The organism is Duganella sp. (genome assembly GCF_039595735.1).
Classification (GTDB): domain Bacteria; phylum Pseudomonadota; class Gammaproteobacteria; order Burkholderiales; family Burkholderiaceae_D; genus Rugamonas.
Genome location: NZ_JBCNLB010000009.1, coordinates 128683 through 149611, shown reverse-complemented (window position 1 = coordinate 149611; position 20929 = coordinate 128683). Strand labels below are relative to the sequence as shown.

The following is a 20929-nucleotide window of genomic DNA, read 5'->3' as shown; positions in this document are numbered from 1 at the left end:
GCTTGCGCGCTGCGGGCCATCCCGCCGCCGCCGTCGTTCCCGCGCAGGCGGGAATCCATGTCGAGCGGGTTGCATCACATAAGGAAACCGTATCTTGAAAAAACTCCTGCTTCTTGCATGCCTGCTGTTCGCAGGCTTTGCGCGGGCGGCGATCGACCCAGCGGTGCTGGCGCCGTTGGCCGGCGACGATCCGGACGCGCGCGTTGAAGCCATCGGCAAAATCGGCGCGCTTGCCACCGACGACGCCACGCGCCTGCTGACCGCCCTGCAAAATGGCGACGTCTACGCCACGCCAGACCGCAAGCTATACATCATTGCCGACGACAAGGCAATCGATGCTGCCACCGGCGCCACCGGGCCGCTGCCGCAAGGTCTTGACGGCGTGATGATCAACAACCGCCTGCGCGGCGCCATCGAAGAGGCACTGTCCGCGCTCAAGATGTTCTCTCCCGACCGCGCCCAGCGCCTGGCCGCCGTCACCGAACTGCAAAAGAGCGCCTCGCTGGCGCAGGCGCCGCTGATCGAAAAAGCCCTGAGCAAGGAGACCGACAACGAAATCCGCGGCATGCTGCGCCTGGTCGCTGCCACCGCCAACCTGCAATCGCCACAAGCCGCCATCCGCCGCGCCGCCGTGGAAGCGCTGGCGGACAGCAGCAACGCCAATCTGCGTCCGGCGCTGCAAACCATGATGGCGGAAGATGCCGACCAAAGCGTGCGCGTGGCCGCCGCCCACACTCTGCAGGCGCTGGACAGCCGCCTGGCGCGCACGGAATTCATCGGCAATGTGTTCTACGGCGTCTCGCTGGCCAGCGTGCTGCTGCTGGCGGCACTGGGCCTGGCCATCACCTTCGGCCTGATGGGCATCATCAACATGGCGCACGGCGAACTGCTGATGATCGGCGCCTACACCACCTATCTCTGCCAACTGGCATTCCGCCGCTGGGCGCCGGACGCGCTGGACTGGTATCTGGCCGCTGCACTGCCTGCTGCCTTTATTGTCACCGCCGCCGTCGGCATTGCATTGGAACGCACGGTGATCCGCTGGCTCTACGGCCGTCCACTGGAAACCCTGCTGGCCACCTGGGGCATCAGCCTGATACTGATGCAGGCCGTGCGCACCATCTTCGGCGCACAGAACGTGGAAGTGGCCAATCCGGCCTGGATGTCCGGCGGCGTGACCGTGCTTGGTTCGCTGGTGCTGGCGTATAACCGCATCGCCATCATCGTGTTTGCTGCGCTGGTGGTGGCTGGGGTGTGGCTGATCCTGAACAAAACCCGTCTTGGCCTGTTCGTACGCGCCGTGATGCAGAACCGCCGCATGGCTGGCTGCGTGGGCGTGTCCAGCGCCAAAATCGACATGATGACCTTCGGCCTCGGCTCCGGCATCGCCGGCCTGGGCGGCGTGGCGCTGTCGCAGCTGGGGAACGTGGGGCCGGACCTCGGCCAGGGCTACATCGTCGATTCCTTCATGGTGGTGGTGCTGGGCGGCGTCGGCCAGCTGGCGGGCACCGTGATCGCCGCGCTGGGCCTCGGGGAAGCCAACAAATTCCTGGAGCCGTTTGCCGGCGCCGTGCTGGCCAAGATCGCCATCCTGATCTTCATCATCATCTTTATCCAGAAACGTCCGCAAGGCCTGTTCGCCATGAAAGGCAGGAGCGCTGAATGAACCATCCATCCCTGTTTTCGCGCCGCGCGTGGACTGGCATCGTTGCCGCCACCGTGCTGCTGGCGGCGCTGCCGCTGCTGAATCTCGTCTTTGCGGACGGCCATGCGCTGCATGTGCCAAGCTACATGGTGAGCCTGATCGGTAAATTCATGTGTTACGCGCTGGCCGCGCTGGCGCTGGATATGGTGTGGGGCTATGCCGGCATCCTGTCGCTGGGCCACGGCGTGTTCTTCGCGCTGGGCGCCTATGCGCACGGCATGTACCTGATGCGCTCCATCGGCCGAGAAGGCGTGTACCAGAGCGACCTGCCGGACTTCATGGTTTTCCTCGACTGGAAAGCCTACCCGTGGTACTGGAGCGGCACCGACAGCTTCTGGGTTGCGCTGGCGCTGGTGGTGCTGGTGCCGGGCGTGCTGGCGTTCGTGTTTGGCTTCTTCGCCTTCCGTTCGCGCATCAAGGGCGTGTACTTCTCGATCATCACGCAGGCCATGACGTATGCCTTCATGCTGCTGTTCTTCCGCAATAACACCGGCTTTGGCGGCAATAACGGCTTCACGGACTTCAAGCGCATTCTCGGCTTCCCGATCAGCGCACCGGGCACCAAAGCCACGCTGTACCTGGTGACGCTGGCGGCGCTGGTCGGCGCGCTGCTGCTGTGCCGCTGGATCGTCAAGTCCAAGCTGGGACGCGTGCTGCAAGCGGTGCGCGATTCGGAATCGCGCCTGATGTTCATCGGTTACAACCCGCTGTGGTTCAAGCTCTTTGTCTGGACGCTGTCGGCGGTGCTGTGCGGGATTGCCGGCGCGCTGTATGTACCGCAAGTGGGCATCATCAACCCCTCCGAAATGTCGCCGGCGAATTCGATTGAAATGGTGATCTGGGCGGCGGTAGGCGGCCGCGGTACGCTGCTGGGGCCTGTGATCGGCGCGTTTTCGGTGAATGGCCTGAAAAGCTGGTTTACCGGCGCTTTCCCCAACCTGTGGCTGTTCGCCCTCGGTTTAATCTTCATTCTGGTGACGCGCTATCTGCCGCGCGGCCTCGCTGGACTGGTACGCAAGGAGCAGGCATGAGTGCCATGAACGACGGGCGCATTGCGCTGCAAGGGCTGGATACTACCCACGGTGCGATCCTGTACCTGGAAGAGATCAGTGTGGTGTTTGACGGCTTCCGCGCGCTGAACAAGCTGAGTCTCGATATCTCGGTTGGTGAGCTGCGCTGCATTATCGGCCCGAATGGCGCCGGCAAGACCACCATGATGGACGTCATCACCGGCAAGACACGGCCGACTTCCGGCACCGCGTTCTTCGGTCAGACCATGGACCTGAGCCGCATGAGCGAACATGAAATTGCGCATGCAGGCATCGGCCGCAAGTTCCAGCGGCCGACGGTGTTCGAGCAGCATACGGTGTTTGAAAACCTCGAACTGGCGATGAAGATGGACAAGCGCGTGCGGCCCACGCTGTTCGCGCGGCTGACCTCCGAACAGCGCGGCAAGATCGAGGAAATCCTGCAGCTGATCCGCCTGAACGGCAGCGAACAGCGCCTGGCCGGGCTGCTGTCGCACGGCCAGAAGCAATGGCTGGAGATCGGCATGCTGCTGATGCAGGAGCCGCAACTGATTCTGCTGGACGAACCGGTGGCCGGCATGTCGGACGCCGAAACGGCGCGCACGGCGGAACTGCTGAATGAATTGCGCGGCAAGCACTCCATCATGGTAGTGGAGCACGACATGGCCTTCGTCACCGAAATCGCGCAGCAGGGCGTGGTGACGGTGCTGCATGAAGGCTCGGTGCTGGCGCAAGGCCGCATGGATGAAGTGCAGGCTGACGATCGGGTGATTGAAGTTTATCTGGGACGCTGACCATATGCTGCAAGTAGAAAAAATCAACCAATACTACGGCGCCGCGCACACCTTGCGTGGCGTGTCGCTGGAGCTGGAGAAGGGCAAGTGCATGGCGCTGCTGGGCCGCAATGGGGTCGGCAAGACCACGCTGCTCAAGTGCCTGATGGGTGTGCTGCCGGTGTCGGCGGGCAGCGTCAGGTTGGAAGGGCGCGACATCACCAAGCTGGCGCCGCATCAGCGCGCGCGCGCCGGCATTGCCTACGTGCCGCAGGGCCGCGAGATCTTCGCGCGCCTGACGGTGGAGGAGAATCTGCTGATGGGCCTTGCTACCCATAGCGGCAAGAAGGCGTCCACCATCAAGGGCGAGGTGTATGAGCTATTCCCGGTGCTGAAGGAGATGCTGCACCGTCGCGGCGGCGACCTGTCCGGCGGCCAGCAGCAGCAACTGGCCATCGCCCGCGCGCTGCTGGCTGAGCCCAAGCTGATTATCCTCGATGAGCCGACCGAGGGCATCCAGCCTTCCATCATCAAGGATATCGGCCATGTGATCCGCCTGCTGCGCCAGCGCGGCGACATGGCGATCCTGCTGTGCGAGCAGTACTTTGACTTTGCGCACGAACTGGCCGATCAGTTCACGGTCCTGTCGCGCGGCGAGGTGGTGGCGTCCGGCCCGCAGGCGGCGATGAACGATCCCGAAGTCAAGCGCCATCTGGCGGTTTAGCCTCGACGCTGTCGCCCAGCACGTCTTCGACGTACAGCATGGCGACCAGCACCGACAGGCTGGCCGCCAGCGGCGTGGCCAGCGCAATGCCGGCCAGGCCGAACAAGGCGCCAAACAGCATCTGCATCGCAATGGTCAGCGCCGGCGGCAGCGATACGCTGCGCGCTTCGATCAGCGGCGACAGCAGATAACCTTCCGCCAGCTGGATGCCGAGGAATAGCAGCACGGTGTACAAACCCAGCTCGGGGCTGTGCGAAAACGCGATCAGCACCGCCGGCACGCCAGCCATCAGGGGGCCGATGTAGGGAATGAAATCGAGCAGGCCGGCGATCAGTCCCAGCACCATGGCCAGCGGCACGCCCAGCGCCCACAGGCCAGTAGCCGTCGCCACGCCGACCACGATCATTGATACCACCTTGCCGACCAGCCAGCGCGCCAGCGTGTCGCCAATGGCGTCCAGCACCTCGCGCGCACGCGCGCGGCGCGGTTGTGGAATCAGCTTGATGAAGCCTTCGATGTACAGCGTGGGCTGGGCGGCGAAGTACAGGCCTACGCACAGGATGATGACGGCATTGCCCAATGCGCCGAAGACGCCGCTGAATACCAGGCCGGCATTGGGCACCATGGCGGTCAACTGCTTGCGTATTTGTTCGGCGCTGGGCAGGTCGGACAGAATGCTGTGCAGGAAGGCGTTCTGCGCCACCGCCGCGCGCAGGCGTTCGATGGCGTCAGGCACCACCGATCCCAATTCCGCCGCCTGCTCGGCGATCTGCGGCGCCAGTGCCCAGCCGCCGCCGCCGATCAAGGCTGCCAGCAGCAGGGCGATGATGGTCAGGGCGATGCCGCGCCGCATCGGCAGGCGCTGTGCCATGCGGCGGCTTAGTTCATACAGCAGGATGGCGAACAACGCGCAGGCGAACAGCAGCAACAGCACTTCCGCGCCATACCACAGCGCGGCGAGCACCAGAATGAACATCATGCCGATGCCATACGCCAGCACCACGCGGTGCAGGAAACTGCGTTCGCTGCCGGGAGGCGGAGGGGCGGGGGGCATGATGGCGTTCTCCTTATGGTTGCAGCAAATACGCGGCGATGTCGCGCGCATCGGATTCGGTCACGCCCATTGCCGGCATGGCGCTGTTTGGGCGGATGCGCTGCGGGTCTTGTATCCATCGCGTCAGATTGGCGGCGCTGTTGGGCAGGCCGCCGGCGATGTACTGGCGCGCCGCCAGATCGTGCAGCGGCGGGCCGACCATGGTATCGGGACCGGTGACGCCTGGGATCAGGTGGCAGGCATTGCAGGCGTATTGGCTTAGCGCGAGCCGGCCGCGCTGGGCGTCGGCTTGCGCGTGGGCCGGGCGGGCGGCGCGCTGCGGGTGGCCGGCTTGATCGGGCAGGGCGGCATAGGCTTGCGGCGACAGCGCCGGCAGCGCGACGAGGAAGGCCACCACCGCCCAGATGTCCTGGTCCGACAGGTGATATTCCCACGCCGGCATGCCGCTCATCTTGATGCCGTGGCGGGTGATCCAATACAGTTCGTTGGGATGCCAGCGGCGCGCGGCGTCGGCCAGCGGGCCGGGCACCGGCTGCATGCTCTGGCCGATATCGTCCTGCGCCACGCCCGGTGCGCCGTGGCAGGTCACGCAATTGTCGCGATACAGGCCGGCACCGCGCCCGATCAGTTGCGCGCCGGTGAGTGGCGGCGGCGCGATGTCGCGCGCGTGGCGGCGCACCGATCGCTGCATGCCGAGTTCCAGCAGGCTGTGGACCCACTGGAAGTGCGCGCGGGTGGAGGCGACGTTGTAAAAGCCGCCATACAGCACCAGTGCACCGCCCGCCGCGCCGAGCGTTGCCAGCACCGCCAGGGTGGCGGCGATGGTGAGGGCAACGAGTCTGCGGCGGGAAGTGGTCATCACCTGCGTCCTGTTGAAACGGCATAAATATTGTGATTCTTATAGTATATCGAGACCACAGGCCAAGGCGGGTTCCAATCGTGCGCATCCTTTTCCTCTTATCGTTGGCATGGCTGGCCGCTTGCGACAGCAGCGGACCGGCGCCTGCGCGCGTGGCCGGAGGCGATGTAAGACGTGGGCAATTGTTGCTGGCGCAGTACCAGTGCGGCGCGTGTCATCGGATTGCCGGGGTGGAGTCGGCGCGCGGGCAGGTGGGGCCGCCGCTCGACAGTTTCGGGCGGCGCAGTTATATCGCCGGCAGTTTGCCGAATGCGCCGGAAACGCTGGTGCGCTGGCTGGTCGATCCGCCTGCCCTGAAGCCTGGCACCACGATGCCGGCGATGGGCGTGTCGGAACAGGATGCGCGCCATATGGCCGCTTATTTGTATTCGCTGCCATGACGGACCGCCAGCAATCAGCGCTCCACCCGGCTGGCCCGGACGCCGAAGTCATCGCGCAGTTGGCTTGGGTGTTGACTGGCGGTGCCGCGGTGATTTTTGTTGGTGTGATGGTGTTGTGTGTGATGGGTTTGCGCGGTCGCCGCATGGTGCATGTGCGCTGGTGGTTGTGGGGCGGCGGGATTGCGCTGCCGGTGCTGGTGTTGTCGGCGTTGCTGGCGTTTTCGACGCTTCGCAGCGCGCAATTGAGTATGCCGTCGTCGCAGCATGCGCTGAAGATTGCGGTGGTGGCGCGGATGTGGTGGTGGGAGGTGCGCTATACGGCTCCCGCCGGTGGGCCGGACATTGTGCTGGCCAATGAAATACGGGTGCCGGTGGGGCAGCCAGTGTATCTGGGTCTGAGCAGTGCGGATGTGATTCATAGTTTCTGGGTGCCGGCATTGGCGGGCAAGGTGGATATGGTGCCGGGCCGCCTGCACGGCATGACGTTGCAGGCGGATCGCGCCGGCGTGTATCGCGCGCAGTGTGCGGAGTACTGCGGCCAGCAGCATGCACAGATGGCGCTGCACGTGGTGGCGCAGAGCGCTCCGGAATTCAATGCGTGGCTGGCGCAGCAGGCCAAAGCAAGCATGCCTCCTGCAGCCGGCAGCCTCGCCGCGGCAGGCCGCCGCGTGTTCGAACGACAGCGCTGCGGCGCCTGCCACGCCGTCCGCAGCGACGGCGATGGCAGTTGGGCAGGCCGGGGCACCCTTGGGGGAGAAGGCGTGCGGGTGGGCGCGGGCGTGCGGGCGGAGGAGGGTGTGCGGGTAGAAGAGGGCCTGCGGGTGGAAGAGGGCCTGCGGGCGGGAGAGCGCGCGGGCAGCGGCGGTGGCACTGGCGCCGGCGCCGGCGCCGGTGAGTTGGGGCCGGATTTGACGCATGTGGGGAGCCGCGTGTACATCGGAGCGGGGGCGCGGCGCAACGAGCGGGGCGCGCTGGAGGCCTGGATCGTTGATCCGCACGCAATCAAGCCTGGTGTGCGCATGCCGGCCAGTATGGATCTGCCGCGCGACGAGCTGCACGCGCTGGCGGCGTATCTGGAGCAACTGAAATGACCACGCCCAGCTCACTGCCGCGCCGCGAGGGCGAACTCGAAGAACTGGAAAGCGTGTGGCGCACGCCGCGCGGATGGCGATTCATCACCACCGTCAACAACTCCACTATCGGCCTGCTATACATCGGCACCGCGCTGCTGTTCTTTGTGCTGGCGGGCATACTCGGCCTGTTGATCCGTGCCCAGCTGGCGGTGCCGGACAACAGCCTGCTCAGCGCCGGCACCTACAACCAGATATTCACCATGCACGGCACCGTGATGATGTTCCTGTTTGCGATCCCGGTGGTGGAGGCAATCTCGGTGTTCCTGCTGCCGGCCATGCTGGGTGCGCGCGACCTGCCATTCCCGCGTCTCTCAGCCTACGCCTACTGGGCTTATGCCGCTGGCGGCATCGGCTTTTTCCTCAGCCTGTTTGCCGGCCTCGCGCCAGATGGCGGCTGGTTCATGTATCCGCCGCTCACAGGCAAGGAGCATTCGCCCGGCATCAACGCCGACTTCTGGCTGTTGGGCATCGGCTTTATCGAAATCTCCGCCATCGCCGGCGCGATAGAGCTGATCGTCGGCATCCTGTTCACGCGCGCGCCCGGCATGACGCTCAGCCGCATGCCGGTGTATGCCTGGGCCATGCTGGTGATCGCCCTGATGATTGTATTTGCCTTCCCGGCCATCATCGCCGGCACTACCTTGCTGGAACTGGAGCGCGCTTACGACTGGCCGTTCTTCATTCCCGCGCGCGGCGGCGATCCGGTCTTGTGGCAGCACCTGTTCTGGTTCTTCGGCCATCCCGAGGTGTACATCATCTTCCTGCCTGCCGCCGGCATGGTGTCGATGATGATACCGACGCTGGTTGGCACGCCTCTGGTTGGCTACCGGCCGGTGGTGGTCGCGCTGGCAGCGGTCGGCGTGATCAGCTTTGCGCTGTGGGCGCACCACATGTTCACGGCGGGCCTCAGCCTGTGGTCGTCCACGCTGGTGTCGGCCGCCAGCATGATCGTGGCGATACCGACCGCGCTGCAGGTGTTCGCCTGGATAGCAACCCTGTGGCGCGGCCAGGCGCGCCTCAATGCACCGATGCTGTTCGTGCTGGGCTTCCTCTTCATTTTCGTGCTGGGCGGGCTGACCGGCGTGATGGTGGCCGTGCTGCCGTTCGACTGGCAGGCGCACGACAGCTACTTCATCGTCGCCCATTTTCATTATGTGCTGATCGGCGGGCTGGTATTCCCCATGTTCGCCGCATTGTATTACTGGCTGCCGCTGGTGAACGGCCACCAGCTTTCGGAGCGGCTGGGGCGCTGGGTGTTTGGCATGATGTTCGTCGGCATGAACCTGGCTTTCTTCCCGATGCATATCAGCGGCTTGCTCGGCATGCCGCGCCGCGTCTACACCTACTCATCCGAGATGGGCTGGGATGCGCTGAATCTCGCGTCCAGCATCGGCGCGCTGATACTCGCAGCGGGCATCGTGCTATTTATGGTCGATGCCGCGCGCACGCTGAGCCGGCCGAAGCGCGAGCATGGCAATCCCTGGCAGGCCGGCACGCTGGAGTGGATCCCGGCGGAGGATTATGCCACCCGCAGCATTCCGGAGGTGCATTCCCGTGAGCCGCTGTGGGAACACCCGCAACTGCCAGAGGAGGTGCAGGCCGGGGCACATTGGCTGCCCGGCACCGTGACCGGGCGGCGCGAGACCATCGTCACCAGCCCGGCGGCTGCCCGGCCGCTGTATCTGCAAGTGCTGCCAGGGGATAGCTGGTGGCCATTCGCCGCAGCACTCGGCACGGCGGGCTTCTTTCTGCTGCTGACAGTGCAGATGGCCATCGCGGCGTGGGTGTGCGGGATAATCGCCGTGGCCTCGGTGCTGGCCTGGATGTGGCAGTCGGACAGCCTGCCCGCCATGCGCACCGCCCGCGTGGCCGACGCTGTGGTGCTGCCGGTCGGCGCCAGCGGATGGACGTCCCATTCGCTGTGGGCCACCATCATCATGCTGGTGGTGGACGCCACCGTGTTTGCGTCGTTTGTTTTCACCCATATCCACACCGCGATGCGGCTGGATATCTGCCCGCCGCCCGGCGCCGGCTTGCCGCCGGTGGTATGGAGCGGCGCCGCGTGCGGCTTGCTGGTGGCAGGCTCGCTGCTGATGGCATGGGCCCGGCGGCAAGCGGCCACTGGCTGGCAGCGGTTGGCCTTCACGCTGGCGCTGTGCTGCATGCTGGCCGGTGCAAGCATCGACACCGGCAGCTGGATCGCGGCGCGGCTCGACCCAGTCGCCACTGCCTGGGGCGCGACGGTGGCTGCGCTACTGGCTTATCAGGGGCTGCACGCGGTGTTATTGGCGATCCTGGCGGTGTATCTGTGGCTGCGTTCATGGAGCGGCCGCCTCACCACCGTGAATCGCGCCACGCTGGATAACTGCACGCTGATCTGGCACTACACTACGTTGCAAGCCTGCTGTCTGGCCGCGGCCATCCGCATCACAGCAAGCTGACTGCGGTGCTGATCAAATACAGCAGCAGGCCGACCATGGCGCCGACCAGCGTGCCATTGACGCGGATGAATTGCAGATCCTTGCCGATATTGAGTTCAATCTGGCGCGACATGTCCTTGTTGTCCCAGGCTTTGACGGTGTCGCTGATATGGCGCGTGAGGAAGCTGGAAAAGGCCGGCGCCAGCGTGCGCGCCATGCCGGCCAGGTGCTGGTTGAGCGAGGCGCGCATTTCGGGGTGTGCCAGCAATTCCTCGCTGAGCCACGCGCTGGCCTTGATCACGCCGGCGTTGAGGCGCGAATCGTCGCCGGCCAGGTCGGCGCGAATCCAGTCGCGCACGCTGCCCCACAAGTCCTGCGTGTAGCGGTTGAAGGTGTCGCTATCGCGCAGGTAGCGTTTGAAGTCCTCGCCCTTGGCGATAAAAGCGGGATCGGTTTGCAGCCGCACCACGAAGCTCTGGACCATCTCGTCAAAGCGATGACGCAGCTTGTGCTCCTTGTCGGCGGCGATGTTCTCCATGATGCTGTTCAGTGTATTGGCAATCATGACGGCGCCGTTCTCGCTGATCCACTCGGTTGGCAGCACCAGCTCCATGGCCGCATGCTCGCGCTTGAGCCACGAAGTAATCAGCTCGGCCATCACCTGGCGCGTGGTGGGGCGATTGAGAATGCCGATCAGCGCACGCATGCCGTCATCCAGCAGTTCCTGGTGGCGGCCTTCCCTGGTCAGGCTGGCGATGACGGTGCCCAGCGCCGGTGACATATCCAGCTTGCCGATGGCGGCGTGCAGTGCGTCCTTCAACAGTTGCTGGATGCGGGCGTCATCCGCGGTGGCGAGAATTTCCGGCACCAGCCTGGCCAGATGCGCGGCCAGATAGCTGCGGTTGGACGGCTCTTTCAGCCACTCGGCCACGTTGGTGGCGGGATCGGTCTTCAGAATGACGGCGGCCAGCGATTCCGGCTTGAGGAATTTCTCTTCCACGAAGTCCGCCAGATTATCGGCGATGCGGTCCTTGTTGTTCGGGATAATGGCGGTGTGGCGCGAGACAAACGGAATTGGCACCCGGCGGAACAGCGCCACCACCGCAAACCAGTCAGCCAGCGCGCCGACCATGGCGGCCTCCGACACCGCGCGCAAGCCGTCAGTCCAGAAGCCGCGCGGCAGCAGGGAGGAGATCACAAACAACGCGCAGGCGCCGCCAAGCAGCGCAAGGGCCAGCAGCTTGGAGCGTCTCAGTTCATCTTCTTTGGTCATATTTGCCATACGACCCAGTGTATGACAAATCGCTCAGGAACGGTCCATTTTCGCCAACGCGACGGAGGCTGCCGAGGTGCGGGTTTCCACCCCCAGCTTGACGAATACATGTTCCAGGTGCTTGTTGACCGTGCGCGGGCTGGTGCCGAGGATGTCGCCGATGTCGCGGTTGGTCTTGCCCTTGATGACCCAGTTCAGGACTTCGGACTCGCGCTGCGTCAGCTTGAAGGTCGCCATCAGCTTTTCGATCTGCGCGGTGTCGGATTCTTCACGCAGCACGATCATCCATTGTTCGTTCTCGCTGAACTCCGCCGCCGAGAACACCAGCCGGCGGCTGCCGCGCACCAGCGTCAGGGGCGGATGCGACTGGCCCTGGCTGTGCGCCAGCTGGGTCGCTTGCAGCCATGCAGGCAGCTCGGTATCGGCGGCGTACCCCTGCATCAGCGTGCGCGCCAGCGGCGTTTGCCAGACGATCTTGCCGTCGCGTGGCGTCATGGCGATGACGGCGTTGCCGAAGGCATCCAGCGCGGTACGGGCCTGGTCCATCAGCCTTGCGGTTTGCATGTGGGCGGCGATGCGCGCCAGGACTTCGCTGGTGCGCAACGGCTTGGTGACGTAGTCGTTGCCGCCGGCGTCAAAAGCGGCCACCACGTGTTCGGCCTCGGTCAGGCCGGTCATGAAGATGACGGGAATGTGACGGGTGGCCAGGTTGGCTTTCAGATGGCGGCAGGTTTCAAAGCCGTCCATGCCGGGCATGATGGCGTCCAGCAGGATGATGTGCGGCTGCGCCTCGGCGGCGCGGATCAGCGCTGTCTCGCCGTTGTTCGCCACCAGCACGGTGTAGCCGGATTCGTCGAGCGCATCGTGCAGCACGGCCAGGTTCTCAGGGATGTCGTCCACCACCAGCACGATGCTGGATTCACTGTTGAAGTTCATTGTTCTCTTTCACGAAGTCTGCCATCGCGTCCAGCTGGAAGCGGGCGGCAAAGTTACGCATGGTGTGGGTGAAATGCGGATAGTGCGGCGCGATTTCGTCGAGTTTTTTCTGGATGCCGCGCACGTAGCCAACCCGTATCAGCTCGCGCAGGGCAGTCATCACTTCTTCCGGCGGGAAGACCAGCGCTGCCGGCGCCGCCGGCGCCGGCGCGGCTGCTTGCGTGATCCACTCCAGCGCCAGGCGGGCACCGATCCAGTCCAGCAGCTCCGTCACATTCACCGGCTTGACGAAGAAATCTTCGGCGCGGATCGCGGCCGGGTTCTCCATGCCTTTGTCGAACGCATTGGCGGAGACGATGGCGATCGGCGTCACCGACATTTCGCGCCGGCGCAGGATGTAGCTGGCTTCCCAGCCGTCCATGCCGGGCATGGCCAGGTCCATCAGGATCAGGTCGGGCTTGAAACTGGCGTAGAGGTCCAGACATTCCAGCCCGGACTCGGCCTGTGCGACTTCAAAGCCCAGCGGTTGCAGGATGTTGAGCAGCAGCTCGCGGTCCACGCGCTCGTTGTCGACCACCAGAATGCGGCGGCGCGGGCCGTGATAGCCGGTGCGCTGCGGCGCGGCCGCGGCGCGCCGCCGGCCCGCATGCCCGGCCCCCGGCACACCGCCGACGCCACGTCCGTCGCGCTGGTGCACGCTGGGCAGGAACAGGCGCACCTGGAACACGCTGCCGCGCGGCGTGCTGCGGACTTTGAGCTCGCCGCCATTCAACTGCGTCAGCATGCGCGCGATCGGCAGGCCAAGGCCGGTGCCGCTGGCGTTGGCATGTGCGCTGGCGCTGCCGCGCGAGAACGGTTCGAAGATGTGGTCTATCTCTTCCTGCAGGATGCCAGGGCCGGTGTCCTCGATCTCGAACGAAGCCATCTCGCGCGCATACTGCAGGCGCATGACGATGCCGCCATGGCTGGTGAACTTGACCGCGTTGCCGAGGATGTTGATCAGGATCTGCCCGAGCCGCTTGCGGTCCGCCCGCACACAATGGGGCAGGCTGCCGCTCAGTTCATAGCGGAAGCTCAGGCCCTTGTTGGCCGCCTGCAGCTCGAACATGCGCACCACCTGGCCGATGAAGTCCGGGAAGTCCAGCTCCTTCATGTCGAATTTCAGCTTGCCGCTTTCGATGCGGGCGATATCGAGCGTGCCTTCGATCAGCGACAGCAAATGCTCGCCGCTGTTGCGGATCACGCGCACGGCCTGCTGGCGGTGCGCCGGTATCGCCGGATCGTTATCCAGCAGCTGGGCGTAGCCGAGGATGGAATTCAGCGGCGTGCGGATCTCGTGGCTGATGCCGGCGATGTAGCGGCTCTTGGCCTGATTGGCCAGGTCGGCGGCCTGCTTGGCCTGCTGCAGCTGGGCGTCGGTCTGCTGGTGCAATTCGATCTCGCGCGTCAGCAGACCGGTCTGGCGGTTGGATTCTTCCTGCGCCACGCGCCGGCTTTCGCTGGTCAGCACCAGCCACCAGGCGACGATGCCGCTCAACAGCAGCAGCGCCGCGAAAATTTTAAAGAACACCAGCTGCAACTGCGGCAGCAGCGCGGCATCCGGCAGCACCGATTGCTCGTGGTAGTAGATCAACCCCAGCAAAGCACCCAGCGACAGCACGGTGACGACCATCAGCAGCAGATAGTGCCCAAGTCCGCTGCTCAGGTAGCGCCACAGCGATTGCGGCAGCACGGCGCGCATGGCTTCCTGCCATTGCACGGCCACGCGCGCATGCGGCTTGCAGGTGTCGTTGCAGCGGGCGTCCAGGCAGCAGCACAGGGAGCAGATCGAACCTTGATAGGCGGGGCAGTGCGCCATGTCGTCGGCCTCGTATTCCTTCTCGCAGATGACGCAGGTCTTGCTGTGCACATGTTCCGGCTGGCGGGCGACGTAGTATTTGCCGCCTGTGGCCAGCGCGATCAGCGGCGAGGCCGCCAGCGCCGTCAACAGCGCGATGAACGCGGAGAAGGCCTGCGCCTGCGTGCCGAACATGCCCATGAAGGCCGCCACCGACAGCGCGGAAGCCAGCAGCATGGCGCCGACGCCGACCGGGTTGATGTCGTACAGGTAGGCGCGGCGGAATTCGATGCCTTTCGGGCTCAGGCCCAGCGGCTTGTTGATCACCAGGTCCGCCACCACGGCGGTAATCCACGAGATGGCGATGTTGGAGTACAGGCCCAGCACCTGATCCAGCGCCTGGAATACATCGAGCTCCATCAGCAGCACCGCGATCAGCGCGTTGAACACGGCCCACACCACGCGGCCCGGATGGCTGTGCGTCAGGCGGGCGAAGAAGTTGGACCATGCCAGCGAGCCGGCGTAGGCATTGGTCATATTGATCTTCACCTGCGACACCACCACCAGCAGCGCGGTCGCCGCCAGCGCAATGTGCGGTTGTTCGAACACCAGGCCGAAGCCGGCCAGGTACATATGCGTCGGATTGACCGCCTGCGCCAGCGGCATGGCGCTGCTGATGGCCAGCCAGGCCAGCAGCGCGCCACCCAGCATCTTGGCGATGCCGAGCAAAATCCAGCCCGGTCCCGCCATCAGCACGCCGAAGTGCCAGCGCAGGCGGTTGGCGCGCGTCTGCTGCGGCATGAAGCGCAGGAAGTCGACCTGTTCGCCAATCTGCGTGATCAGCGCCACGCCCACCGCGGTGGCGGCGCCGAACATCAGCATATTGAAATGGCCGTGGGTGCCGTCGCGGCCGGCGTAGTCCAGCAGTTGCGCCGGCAGCTCCGGGCGCTTGTAGAAAATCGCAATGAAAGGCAGGGCCATTAAAATCAGCCACACCGGCTGCGTTACCATCTGGATGCGCGAGATCAGCGTCACGCCGTGCGTCACCAGCGGCACCACGATCAAGGCGCTGACCATGTAGCCCAGCCAAAGCGGCAAGCCGAAGTACAGCTCCAGCGCATAAGCCATGATGGCCGCTTCCAGCGCAAACAAAATAAACGTGAACGAGGCGTACACGAACGACGATATCGTTGAGCCGATGTAGCCAAAGCCGGCGCCGCGCGTCAGCAAGTCCATGTCGACGCCGTAGCGCGCCGCGTAATAGCTGATCGGCAGGCCGGTAAGGAAGATGATCAGGCCCACCGCCATGATGGCCCACAGCGCGTTGATGAAGCCATAGTTGACGGTGATGGTGCCGCCGATGGCCTCCAGCACCAGAAACGAAATCGCGCCAAACGCCGTGTTTGACACGCGAAACACCGACCAGCGCCGGAACGCGCGCGGCGTATAGCGCAGGGCATAGTCCTCGATGGTCTCGTTGGCCACCCAGGTGTTGTAATCGCGCCGTATTTTGACGATGCGCTGTGTCGTGGTCATAAAAAAAGCAGCTAGTGAACTAGCTGCTTTTTAAGCAAATTACATGCCCAGACTTAGGCGAAACGCTGCTTGCCCGCATTCAGTTTGTCGAGCAGGCGCTTGAGTTCTTCTTCCATGGCCGGCGACAGATTGGTGAACTGGCAGCCGATCTGCACCTGCTCGCCCAGCAGGAAGGAGCGGAAGGTGCGCGACAGCCGCACTTCCAGATCGGCAATCATGACCGACTCCGGCCCTAGTTCCAGGCGCACGCGCTGCAGCTTGCGCCCCACGTGCAGGCCGACCGCGTCGCGCGGCGCGGCGCGCATGCCGACGCCGCCGGCGGAAAAGTCGTACAGCTGCAGCTCGTACGGCTTGCCGTTGAGGACAAAGGAGGCCATGTAGTACACGCCCAGCGGCGTTTCCAGCCGCGCCGAGGAGCGGCGGTTCAGGACCTGGCACTTGAGCGGAAATTCCAGGTTCAGCAAAGTGGGCTGCTCCGGCAGCGTCGGCCAGGTTTCCGAGCTCAGCTTGAACTGCAGCTTGGCCGAGCGCAGCCAGGCAACGAAGGTGGCTTCGCCGGGCGGCAGGAATTCGCCTTCATTCAGCTCCAGTACAAAATAGGGATTTTGCGGATCGACCGACTTCAGCCGTCCGAGCACCACGTTGGTGGCGCTGGACGGGTAGATCGACACCGGCTCGCCGGATTCGGCCAGCAAGGTCAGGGCATCACCGATGTCATGTTCATCGGTCATGTCATGGGGTTTCGAACCCGTCGCGATGGGCTCCACAGCGTCTTTTAGGGTGGGAGGCCCGCGGCGAAATTCATTGGGTATTGGATCGTTCACGACGGCATATCTCTTTGATAATGACTTCTGCAATGCGAGGTCGATCTACGCAGTTTACAGCGGATTCAGCGTTTTGGCTTGCAAAAGAGCAAGAAATTTTGATTCCTGTGGTTCAGAAGCGCTCATCCGGGCGCAAATAGCGCCATTGGCCGACCGGCAGGTCGCCCAGCTTCACTTTGCCGATGCGCACGCGTTTCAAACCAACAACTTTCAAGCCCACCATTTCGCACATGCGGCGGATCTGGCGCTTCTTGCCTTCCTTCAGCGTAAAGCTGAGCTGGTCGTCATTTTGCCAGCGCACCTTGGCCGGCAGCAGCGGCTTGCCGTCCATCCACAGGCCGTGGTTGAGTTTTTTCAGGTCGCTGTCCGGCAGCTTGCCCGGCCTGGTGTACTCCACGCGCACCAGGTATTCCTTGTCGACCTCGGTGGTCTCGCCGATCAGGTGCTTGGCCACGCGGCCGTCCTGGGTCAGCACCAGCAGGCCGACCGAATCGATGTCCAGGCGGCCGGCCGGCACCAGCGAACGCAGCTGGGTCGGGTGGAACTGTTCCGGCGACGGATCGTCCGGCCAGCGGTTTTCCGGCTTGATCAGGGCCACGGCCGGCTGGTAGCCGTCCTCGGCCTGGCCGGAGACGTAGCCCATCGGCTTGTTGATCAGGATGGTGACGCGCTTGGACTGCTCGGCGGCGGCCTGACGCTCCACGCTGACTTTCTGGCTCGGGTGAATCTTGGTGCCCAGTTCGTTGACGACCTTGCCGTCAACCCGCACCCAGCCGCGCGCGATCCACTCATCGGCCTCACGGCGCGAGCACAGGCCCAGTTCGGACATGCGTTTGGACAGGCGGAGTAATTCTTCAGACATTGCGAAACTCTTTTTTAAAACGGGTTAAACCTTCATGGCTTCCAGCAGGTCGGTTTCCAGCTGGATCTGGTTGCGGGCGTTGGACAGCGCCGCGCCATCGATCAGGAACACGTCTTCGACGCGCTCGCCCAGGGTCATGACCTTGGCGGTATGCAGGTTGATCTTGTACTTGGTCAGCACATTGGCGATGGAATACAGCAGGCCGGTGCGGTCGTTGGCTGCCACCGACAGCAGGTAATACTGGCCGCGCTCGTCCGGGCGCAAGTCCACCGTCGGCTGGATCGGGAAGGTGCGCGACAGGCGCGACAAGCGGCCCTTGCCCGGCGCCGGCAGCGGCTCCGGATTGGTCAGCAGGCCGCACAGCTCGTGCTCGATCAGGCTGATGATGTCGCGGTAGCTCTTGGCGAAGTTCTGCTCGGTGACCAGGAAGGTGTCCAGCGCGTAGCCGTGGCGCGTGGTGTGGATCTTGGCGTCGAGGATGGAGAAATTCTTGCGGTCGAAATAGCTGCAGATGCGCGCGAACAGGTCCGGCTGGTCCTTGATGTAGACCGCGATCTGCAAGCCCTCGCCGATCGGCGCCAGCCGGCACTTGACCACCGGCTGTTCGCTGTTGAAGCGCTCGTACAGGGCGCGCGTCTGCCAGGCGATGTCGGAAGCGTCGTGGCGCAGGAAGTAGGCCACGTCCAGCTGCTTCCAGAACGCTTCGTGCGCGTCCGGCGCCAGGCCGTACAGGCGCAGCGTGGCCAGCGCTTCCTGCTGGCGGTTGCGCAGCTCGTTGTCGGCGCTGTGTTCCTCGCCGCCCAGCACGCGCAGGGTGATCTTGTACAGGTCTTCCAGCAGCTTGGCTTTCCAGGCGTTCCAGACTTTCGGGCTGGTGCCGCGGATGTCGGCCACGGTCAGCAGGTACAGGCCGGTCAGGTGGCGCTCGTCGCCGACCACCCTGGCGAAGGCCTGGATCACGTCCGGATCGGACAAGTCCTGCTTCTGCGCCACTTGCGACATGGTCAGGTGGTTGCCGACCAGGAACACCACCAGCTCGGTGTCTTCCTCGCTCATGCCGTGGTCGCGGCAGAACTGTTCGGCGTCGGCCATGCCCAGCTCGGAGTGGTCGCCGCCGCGGCCCTTGGCGATGTCATGGAACAGCGCCGCCAGGAACAGCACCCACGGCTGCGCGAAGTTGGCCATCAGCTGGCTGCAGAACGGGTATTCGTGCGCGTGCTCGGCCATGGTGAAGCGGCGCATATTGCGCACCACCATCAGGATGTGCTGGTCCACCGTGTAGACGTGGAACAGGTCGTGCTGCATCTGGCCGACGATCTTGCGGAAGTTGGGCAGGTAGCGGCCCAGGATCGACAGGTCGTTCATGCGGCGCAGCGCGTGGATGATGCCCACCGGCGCCTGCATGATGCGCAGGAATAGCGAACGGTTGACCGGATCGGCGCGGAAAGCGGCGTCGATCTTGAAGCGCTCGTGCCACAGCGCGCGGGTGGCGCGCGCGGTCATGCCCTTGATCGACGGCCGTTCGGTCATCAGCAGGAAGATTTCCAGCATGGCCGACGGGGTTTTCTCAAAGGTGTCGTCCTCGGCAATGTCGATCAGGCCGTTGACGTCGTTGAAGCGCTGGTTGATGCGCACCGCTTCGCCCGATTGCGGGAACAGGCGCTCCTCGATGTTTTGCAGCAGGATGGTGTTGAGCTGGGTAACCGTCTTGGCGGCCCAGTAGTAGCGCTGCATCAGGTATTCGCTGGCGCGGCGCATGTGGACGCCGCTGCCGGTGGCGGTCAGGCCCAGCGATTCGGCAATCGCGGTCTGGACGTCGAACACCAGCCGGTCTTCGCGCCGGCCGGCGTGCAGGTGCAGGCGCACGCGGATATCCTTGAAGGCGCGCTCCTTTTCCATCAGCTGCTTGGCCTCGGTCTGGGTGATCAGGCCGCTGGTGGCCAGGGTGCGCCAGGAATTGGCCAGGCCGGCCGCTTTCACCAGCCACAGGATCACCTGCAGGTCGCGCAGGCCGCCCGGGCTTTCCTTGCAGTTGGGCTCCAGGCTGAAGGCGGTATCCTCGTACTTGGCGTGCCGCTGCTTCATCTCCAGCACCTTGGCGTGGAAAAAGGCGCGCGGGTCCATGGCGGCCGCGTAGCGGGTTTCCAGTTGCTGGAACAGCTGCTGGTCGCCGCAGATCAGGCGCGCTTCCAGCAGGCTGGTCTGGACCGTGATGTCGGCCGCCGATTCGCTCAGGCACTCGTCCACGGTGCGGATGCTGTGGCCGATTTCCAGGCCCAGATCCCACAGCAGCTGCACCAGTTCCTCCAGCTTGGCCGTGGTGTCGGCGTCCGGCGCCTGCTCCAGCAGGATCAGCAGGTCGACGTCGGAATAGGGGAACAGCTCGCCGCGGCCGTAGCCGCCGACGCCGACCAGCGCCGTGCTGTCCGGCAGGCCGGCCGCGTGCCAGGCGGTGCACAGCACCGCGTCCACCGTCTGGCGCAGGCTGCGCAGCAGTTTTTCCGGCTTGCCGTCTTCCTTGAAGGCGGCAATGACGACCTGGCGGTCAGCCTTCAGCTGACGCTTGAGCTGCTCGCGCAGCTCCTTCTTCATCACGGCCGCGTTCACGGCTCACGCTGCCTTGGCCGCGCCGCCGGTGATGAAGGCCGGCGGCGGCGGGCTGCCGGCCGACAGCGTCAGCACTTCGTAGCCGGTGTCGGTCACCAGGATCATGTGTTCCCACTGGGCCGACAGGCTGCGGTCCTTGGTCTTGATGGTCCAGCCGTCGCCCATTTCGCGGATTTCGCGGCGGCCGGCGTTGATCATCGGCTCGATGGTGAAGACCATGCCGGCTTCCAGCCTGACGCCGGTGCCCGGACGGCCGTAGTGCAGCACCTGCGGCTCTTCGTGGAACACCTTGCCGATGCCGTGGCCGCAGAACTCGCGCACCACGCTGTAGCCGGCTTTTTCGGCGTGCTGCTGGATGGCGTGGCCGATGTCGCCCAGGAAGGCGCCCGGCTTCACCTGCTGAATGCCCAGCCACATGCATTCATAGGTCACTTCCGACAGGCGCCTGGCCAGGATCGATGGTTCGCCGATGAAGAACATGCGGCTGTTGTCGCCGTGGTAGCCATCCTTGATGACGGTGATGTCGAGGTTGACGACGTCGCCGTTCTTCAGCACCTTGTCGCCCGGAATGCCGTGGCAGATCACGTCGTTGACCGAGGTGCAGATGGCTTTGGGGTAGGGCGTGTAGCCGGGCGGACAGTAGTTCAGCGGCGCCGGGATGGTGTCCTGCACGTTGACCATGTATTCGTGGCACAAGCGATCCAGTTCGCCGGTGGTGACGCCGGGCTTGACGAAGGGGGTGATGTAGTCCAGCACTTCGGAGCCCAGGCGCCCGGCAATGCGCATGCCTTCGATATCTTCGGCGGTTTTGATGGAAATAGACATATTGGATCGCAATCAGCTAAGTAAACGGTGAACACGCCCGGCGCGCCCCCGGAGGGCGGCCTGGCGTGCAATATGTCGAAATTATAAACGACG

The 20929-nt window shown here is 64.4% G+C and carries 16 protein-coding genes; 7 read left to right on the top strand and 9 right to left on the bottom strand.

From position 1 onward, the window contains the following. Positions 1 to 94 precede the first annotated feature (94 nt). From urtB to urtE, 4 genes are read left to right on the top strand one after another with little or no spacing between them, the layout of a single operon-like run. Positions 95 to 1666, top strand: coding sequence for an urea ABC transporter permease subunit UrtB (urtB, locus tag ABDW57_RS16980; protein ID WP_343731354.1), 1572 nt, complete (start codon positions 95 to 97; stop codon positions 1664 to 1666). Next, on the top strand, positions 1663 to 2736 hold the full coding sequence (gene urtC / locus ABDW57_RS16975; protein ID WP_343731353.1) for an urea ABC transporter permease subunit UrtC: 1074 nt from the start codon (positions 1663 to 1665) through the stop codon (positions 2734 to 2736). The genes urtB and urtC overlap by 4 nt, the downstream gene beginning before the upstream one ends. After that, positions 2733 to 3527 carry an urea ABC transporter ATP-binding protein UrtD gene (gene urtD / locus ABDW57_RS16970; protein WP_343731352.1) on the top strand — a complete coding sequence of 265 codons (795 nt, stop codon included), beginning with the start codon at positions 2733 to 2735 and terminating at the stop codon, positions 3525 to 3527. Before urtC ends, urtD begins: the two co-directional genes overlap by 4 nt. 4 nt (positions 3528 to 3531) lie before the next feature. Next, positions 3532 to 4230: an urea ABC transporter ATP-binding subunit UrtE gene (gene urtE, locus ABDW57_RS16965; protein WP_343731351.1), complete on the top strand. Its 699-nt coding sequence runs from the start codon at positions 3532 to 3534 to the stop codon at positions 4228 to 4230. On the opposite strand, the gene ABDW57_RS16960 is transcribed toward urtE, so the two are convergent. Continuing rightward, entirely contained in the window at positions 4208 to 5284 is a 1077-nt protein-coding gene (locus tag ABDW57_RS16960) for an AI-2E family transporter (RefSeq protein WP_343731350.1), read from the bottom strand. The two genes, urtE and ABDW57_RS16960, sit on opposite strands and share 23 nt — an antisense overlap. A gap of 13 nt (positions 5285 to 5297) precedes the next feature. Further along, positions 5298 to 6143, bottom strand: coding sequence for a c-type cytochrome (locus ABDW57_RS16955; protein ID WP_343731349.1), 846 nt, complete (start codon positions 6141 to 6143; stop codon positions 5298 to 5300). A gap of 80 nt (positions 6144 to 6223) precedes the next feature. Here ABDW57_RS16955 and ABDW57_RS16950 point away from each other — a divergent pair, with 80 nt between their 5' ends. The 3 genes from ABDW57_RS16950 to ctaD are packed head-to-tail and all read left to right on the top strand — an operon-like array spanning position 6224 to position 10157. Then, positions 6224 to 6583 carry a c-type cytochrome gene (locus tag ABDW57_RS16950; RefSeq protein WP_343731348.1) on the top strand — a complete coding sequence of 120 codons (360 nt, stop codon included), beginning with the start codon at positions 6224 to 6226 and terminating at the stop codon, positions 6581 to 6583. Next, positions 6580 to 7674: a cytochrome C oxidase subunit II gene (locus ABDW57_RS16945; RefSeq protein WP_343731347.1), complete on the top strand. Its 1095-nt coding sequence runs from the start codon at positions 6580 to 6582 to the stop codon at positions 7672 to 7674. The genes ABDW57_RS16950 and ABDW57_RS16945 overlap by 4 nt, the downstream gene beginning before the upstream one ends. Then, positions 7671 to 10157 carry a cytochrome c oxidase subunit I gene (ctaD, locus tag ABDW57_RS16940; protein ID WP_343731346.1) on the top strand — a complete coding sequence of 829 codons (2487 nt, stop codon included), beginning with the start codon at positions 7671 to 7673 and terminating at the stop codon, positions 10155 to 10157. Before ABDW57_RS16945 ends, ctaD begins: the two co-directional genes overlap by 4 nt. Here ctaD and ABDW57_RS16935 read toward each other — a convergent pair. The 7 genes from ABDW57_RS16935 to map form a co-directional block, all read right to left on the bottom strand. Then, positions 10144 to 11418 carry a DUF445 family protein gene (locus tag ABDW57_RS16935; RefSeq protein WP_343731345.1) on the bottom strand — a complete coding sequence of 425 codons (1275 nt, stop codon included), beginning with the start codon at positions 11416 to 11418 and terminating at the stop codon, positions 10144 to 10146. The genes ctaD and ABDW57_RS16935 overlap by 14 nt on opposite strands. Before the next feature lie 24 nt (positions 11419 to 11442). Then, the gene (locus ABDW57_RS16930) at positions 11443 to 12345 is read right to left on the bottom strand and encodes a response regulator (protein WP_343731344.1); all 903 of its coding nucleotides are present in this window, start codon (positions 12343 to 12345) and stop codon (positions 11443 to 11445) included. Then, the gene (locus tag ABDW57_RS16925) at positions 12329 to 15718 is read right to left on the bottom strand and encodes an ATP-binding protein (RefSeq protein WP_343731343.1); all 3390 of its coding nucleotides are present in this window, start codon (positions 15716 to 15718) and stop codon (positions 12329 to 12331) included. Before ABDW57_RS16925 ends, ABDW57_RS16930 begins: the two co-directional genes overlap by 17 nt. 53 nt (positions 15719 to 15771) lie before the next feature. Further along, positions 15772 to 16449, bottom strand: a complete 678-nt coding sequence (locus ABDW57_RS16920; protein WP_343731342.1) for a PilZ domain-containing protein — start codon at positions 16447 to 16449, stop codon at positions 15772 to 15774. 205 nt (positions 16450 to 16654) lie between these two features. Then, positions 16655 to 17404: a pseudouridine synthase gene (locus ABDW57_RS16915; RefSeq protein ID WP_343731341.1), complete on the bottom strand. Its 750-nt coding sequence runs from the start codon at positions 17402 to 17404 to the stop codon at positions 16655 to 16657. A 24-nt stretch (positions 17405 to 17428) separates the two neighbouring features. Further along, positions 17429 to 19996, bottom strand: coding sequence for a [protein-PII] uridylyltransferase (locus ABDW57_RS16910; RefSeq protein WP_343731391.1), 2568 nt, complete (start codon positions 19994 to 19996; stop codon positions 17429 to 17431). A gap of 18 nt (positions 19997 to 20014) precedes the next feature. Next, complete coding sequence (gene map, locus ABDW57_RS16905) at positions 20015 to 20836, bottom strand: type I methionyl aminopeptidase (RefSeq protein WP_343731340.1); 822 nt, start codon at positions 20834 to 20836, stop codon at positions 20015 to 20017. Positions 20837 to 20929 lie beyond the last annotated feature (93 nt).

Bases quoted from the DNA above. Each gene is read 5' to 3' on its own strand.
- urtD (WP_343731352.1), top strand. From the start codon at position 2,733: ATGAGTGCCATGAACGACGGGCGCATTGCGCTGCAAGGGCTGGATACT.
- ABDW57_RS16910 (WP_343731391.1), bottom strand. From the start codon at position 19,996: ATGAAGAAGGAGCTGCGCGAGCAGCTCAAGCGTCAGCTGAAGGCTGAC.
- ctaD (WP_343731346.1), top strand. From the start codon at position 7,671: ATGACCACGCCCAGCTCACTGCCGCGCCGCGAGGGCGAACTCGAAGAA.
- ABDW57_RS16960 (WP_343731350.1), bottom strand. From the start codon at position 5,284: ATGCCCCCCGCCCCTCCGCCTCCCGGCAGCGAACGCAGTTTCCTGCAC.
- urtE (WP_343731351.1), top strand. From the start codon at position 3,532: ATGCTGCAAGTAGAAAAAATCAACCAATACTACGGCGCCGCGCACACC.
- ABDW57_RS16945 (WP_343731347.1), top strand. From the start codon at position 6,580: ATGACGGACCGCCAGCAATCAGCGCTCCACCCGGCTGGCCCGGACGCC.
- ABDW57_RS16925 (WP_343731343.1), bottom strand. From the start codon at position 15,718: ATGACCACGACACAGCGCATCGTCAAAATACGGCGCGATTACAACACC.
- ABDW57_RS16920 (WP_343731342.1), bottom strand. From the start codon at position 16,449: ATGACCGATGAACATGACATCGGTGATGCCCTGACCTTGCTGGCCGAA.
- map (WP_343731340.1), bottom strand. From the start codon at position 20,836: ATGTCTATTTCCATCAAAACCGCCGAAGATATCGAAGGCATGCGCATT.
- urtC (WP_343731353.1), top strand. From the start codon at position 1,663: ATGAACCATCCATCCCTGTTTTCGCGCCGCGCGTGGACTGGCATCGTT.
- ABDW57_RS16915 (WP_343731341.1), bottom strand. From the start codon at position 17,404: ATGTCTGAAGAATTACTCCGCCTGTCCAAACGCATGTCCGAACTGGGC.
- ABDW57_RS16935 (WP_343731345.1), bottom strand. From the start codon at position 11,418: ATGGCAAATATGACCAAAGAAGATGAACTGAGACGCTCCAAGCTGCTG.
- ABDW57_RS16955 (WP_343731349.1), bottom strand. From the start codon at position 6,143: ATGACCACTTCCCGCCGCAGACTCGTTGCCCTCACCATCGCCGCCACC.
- ABDW57_RS16930 (WP_343731344.1), bottom strand. From the start codon at position 12,345: ATGAACTTCAACAGTGAATCCAGCATCGTGCTGGTGGTGGACGACATC.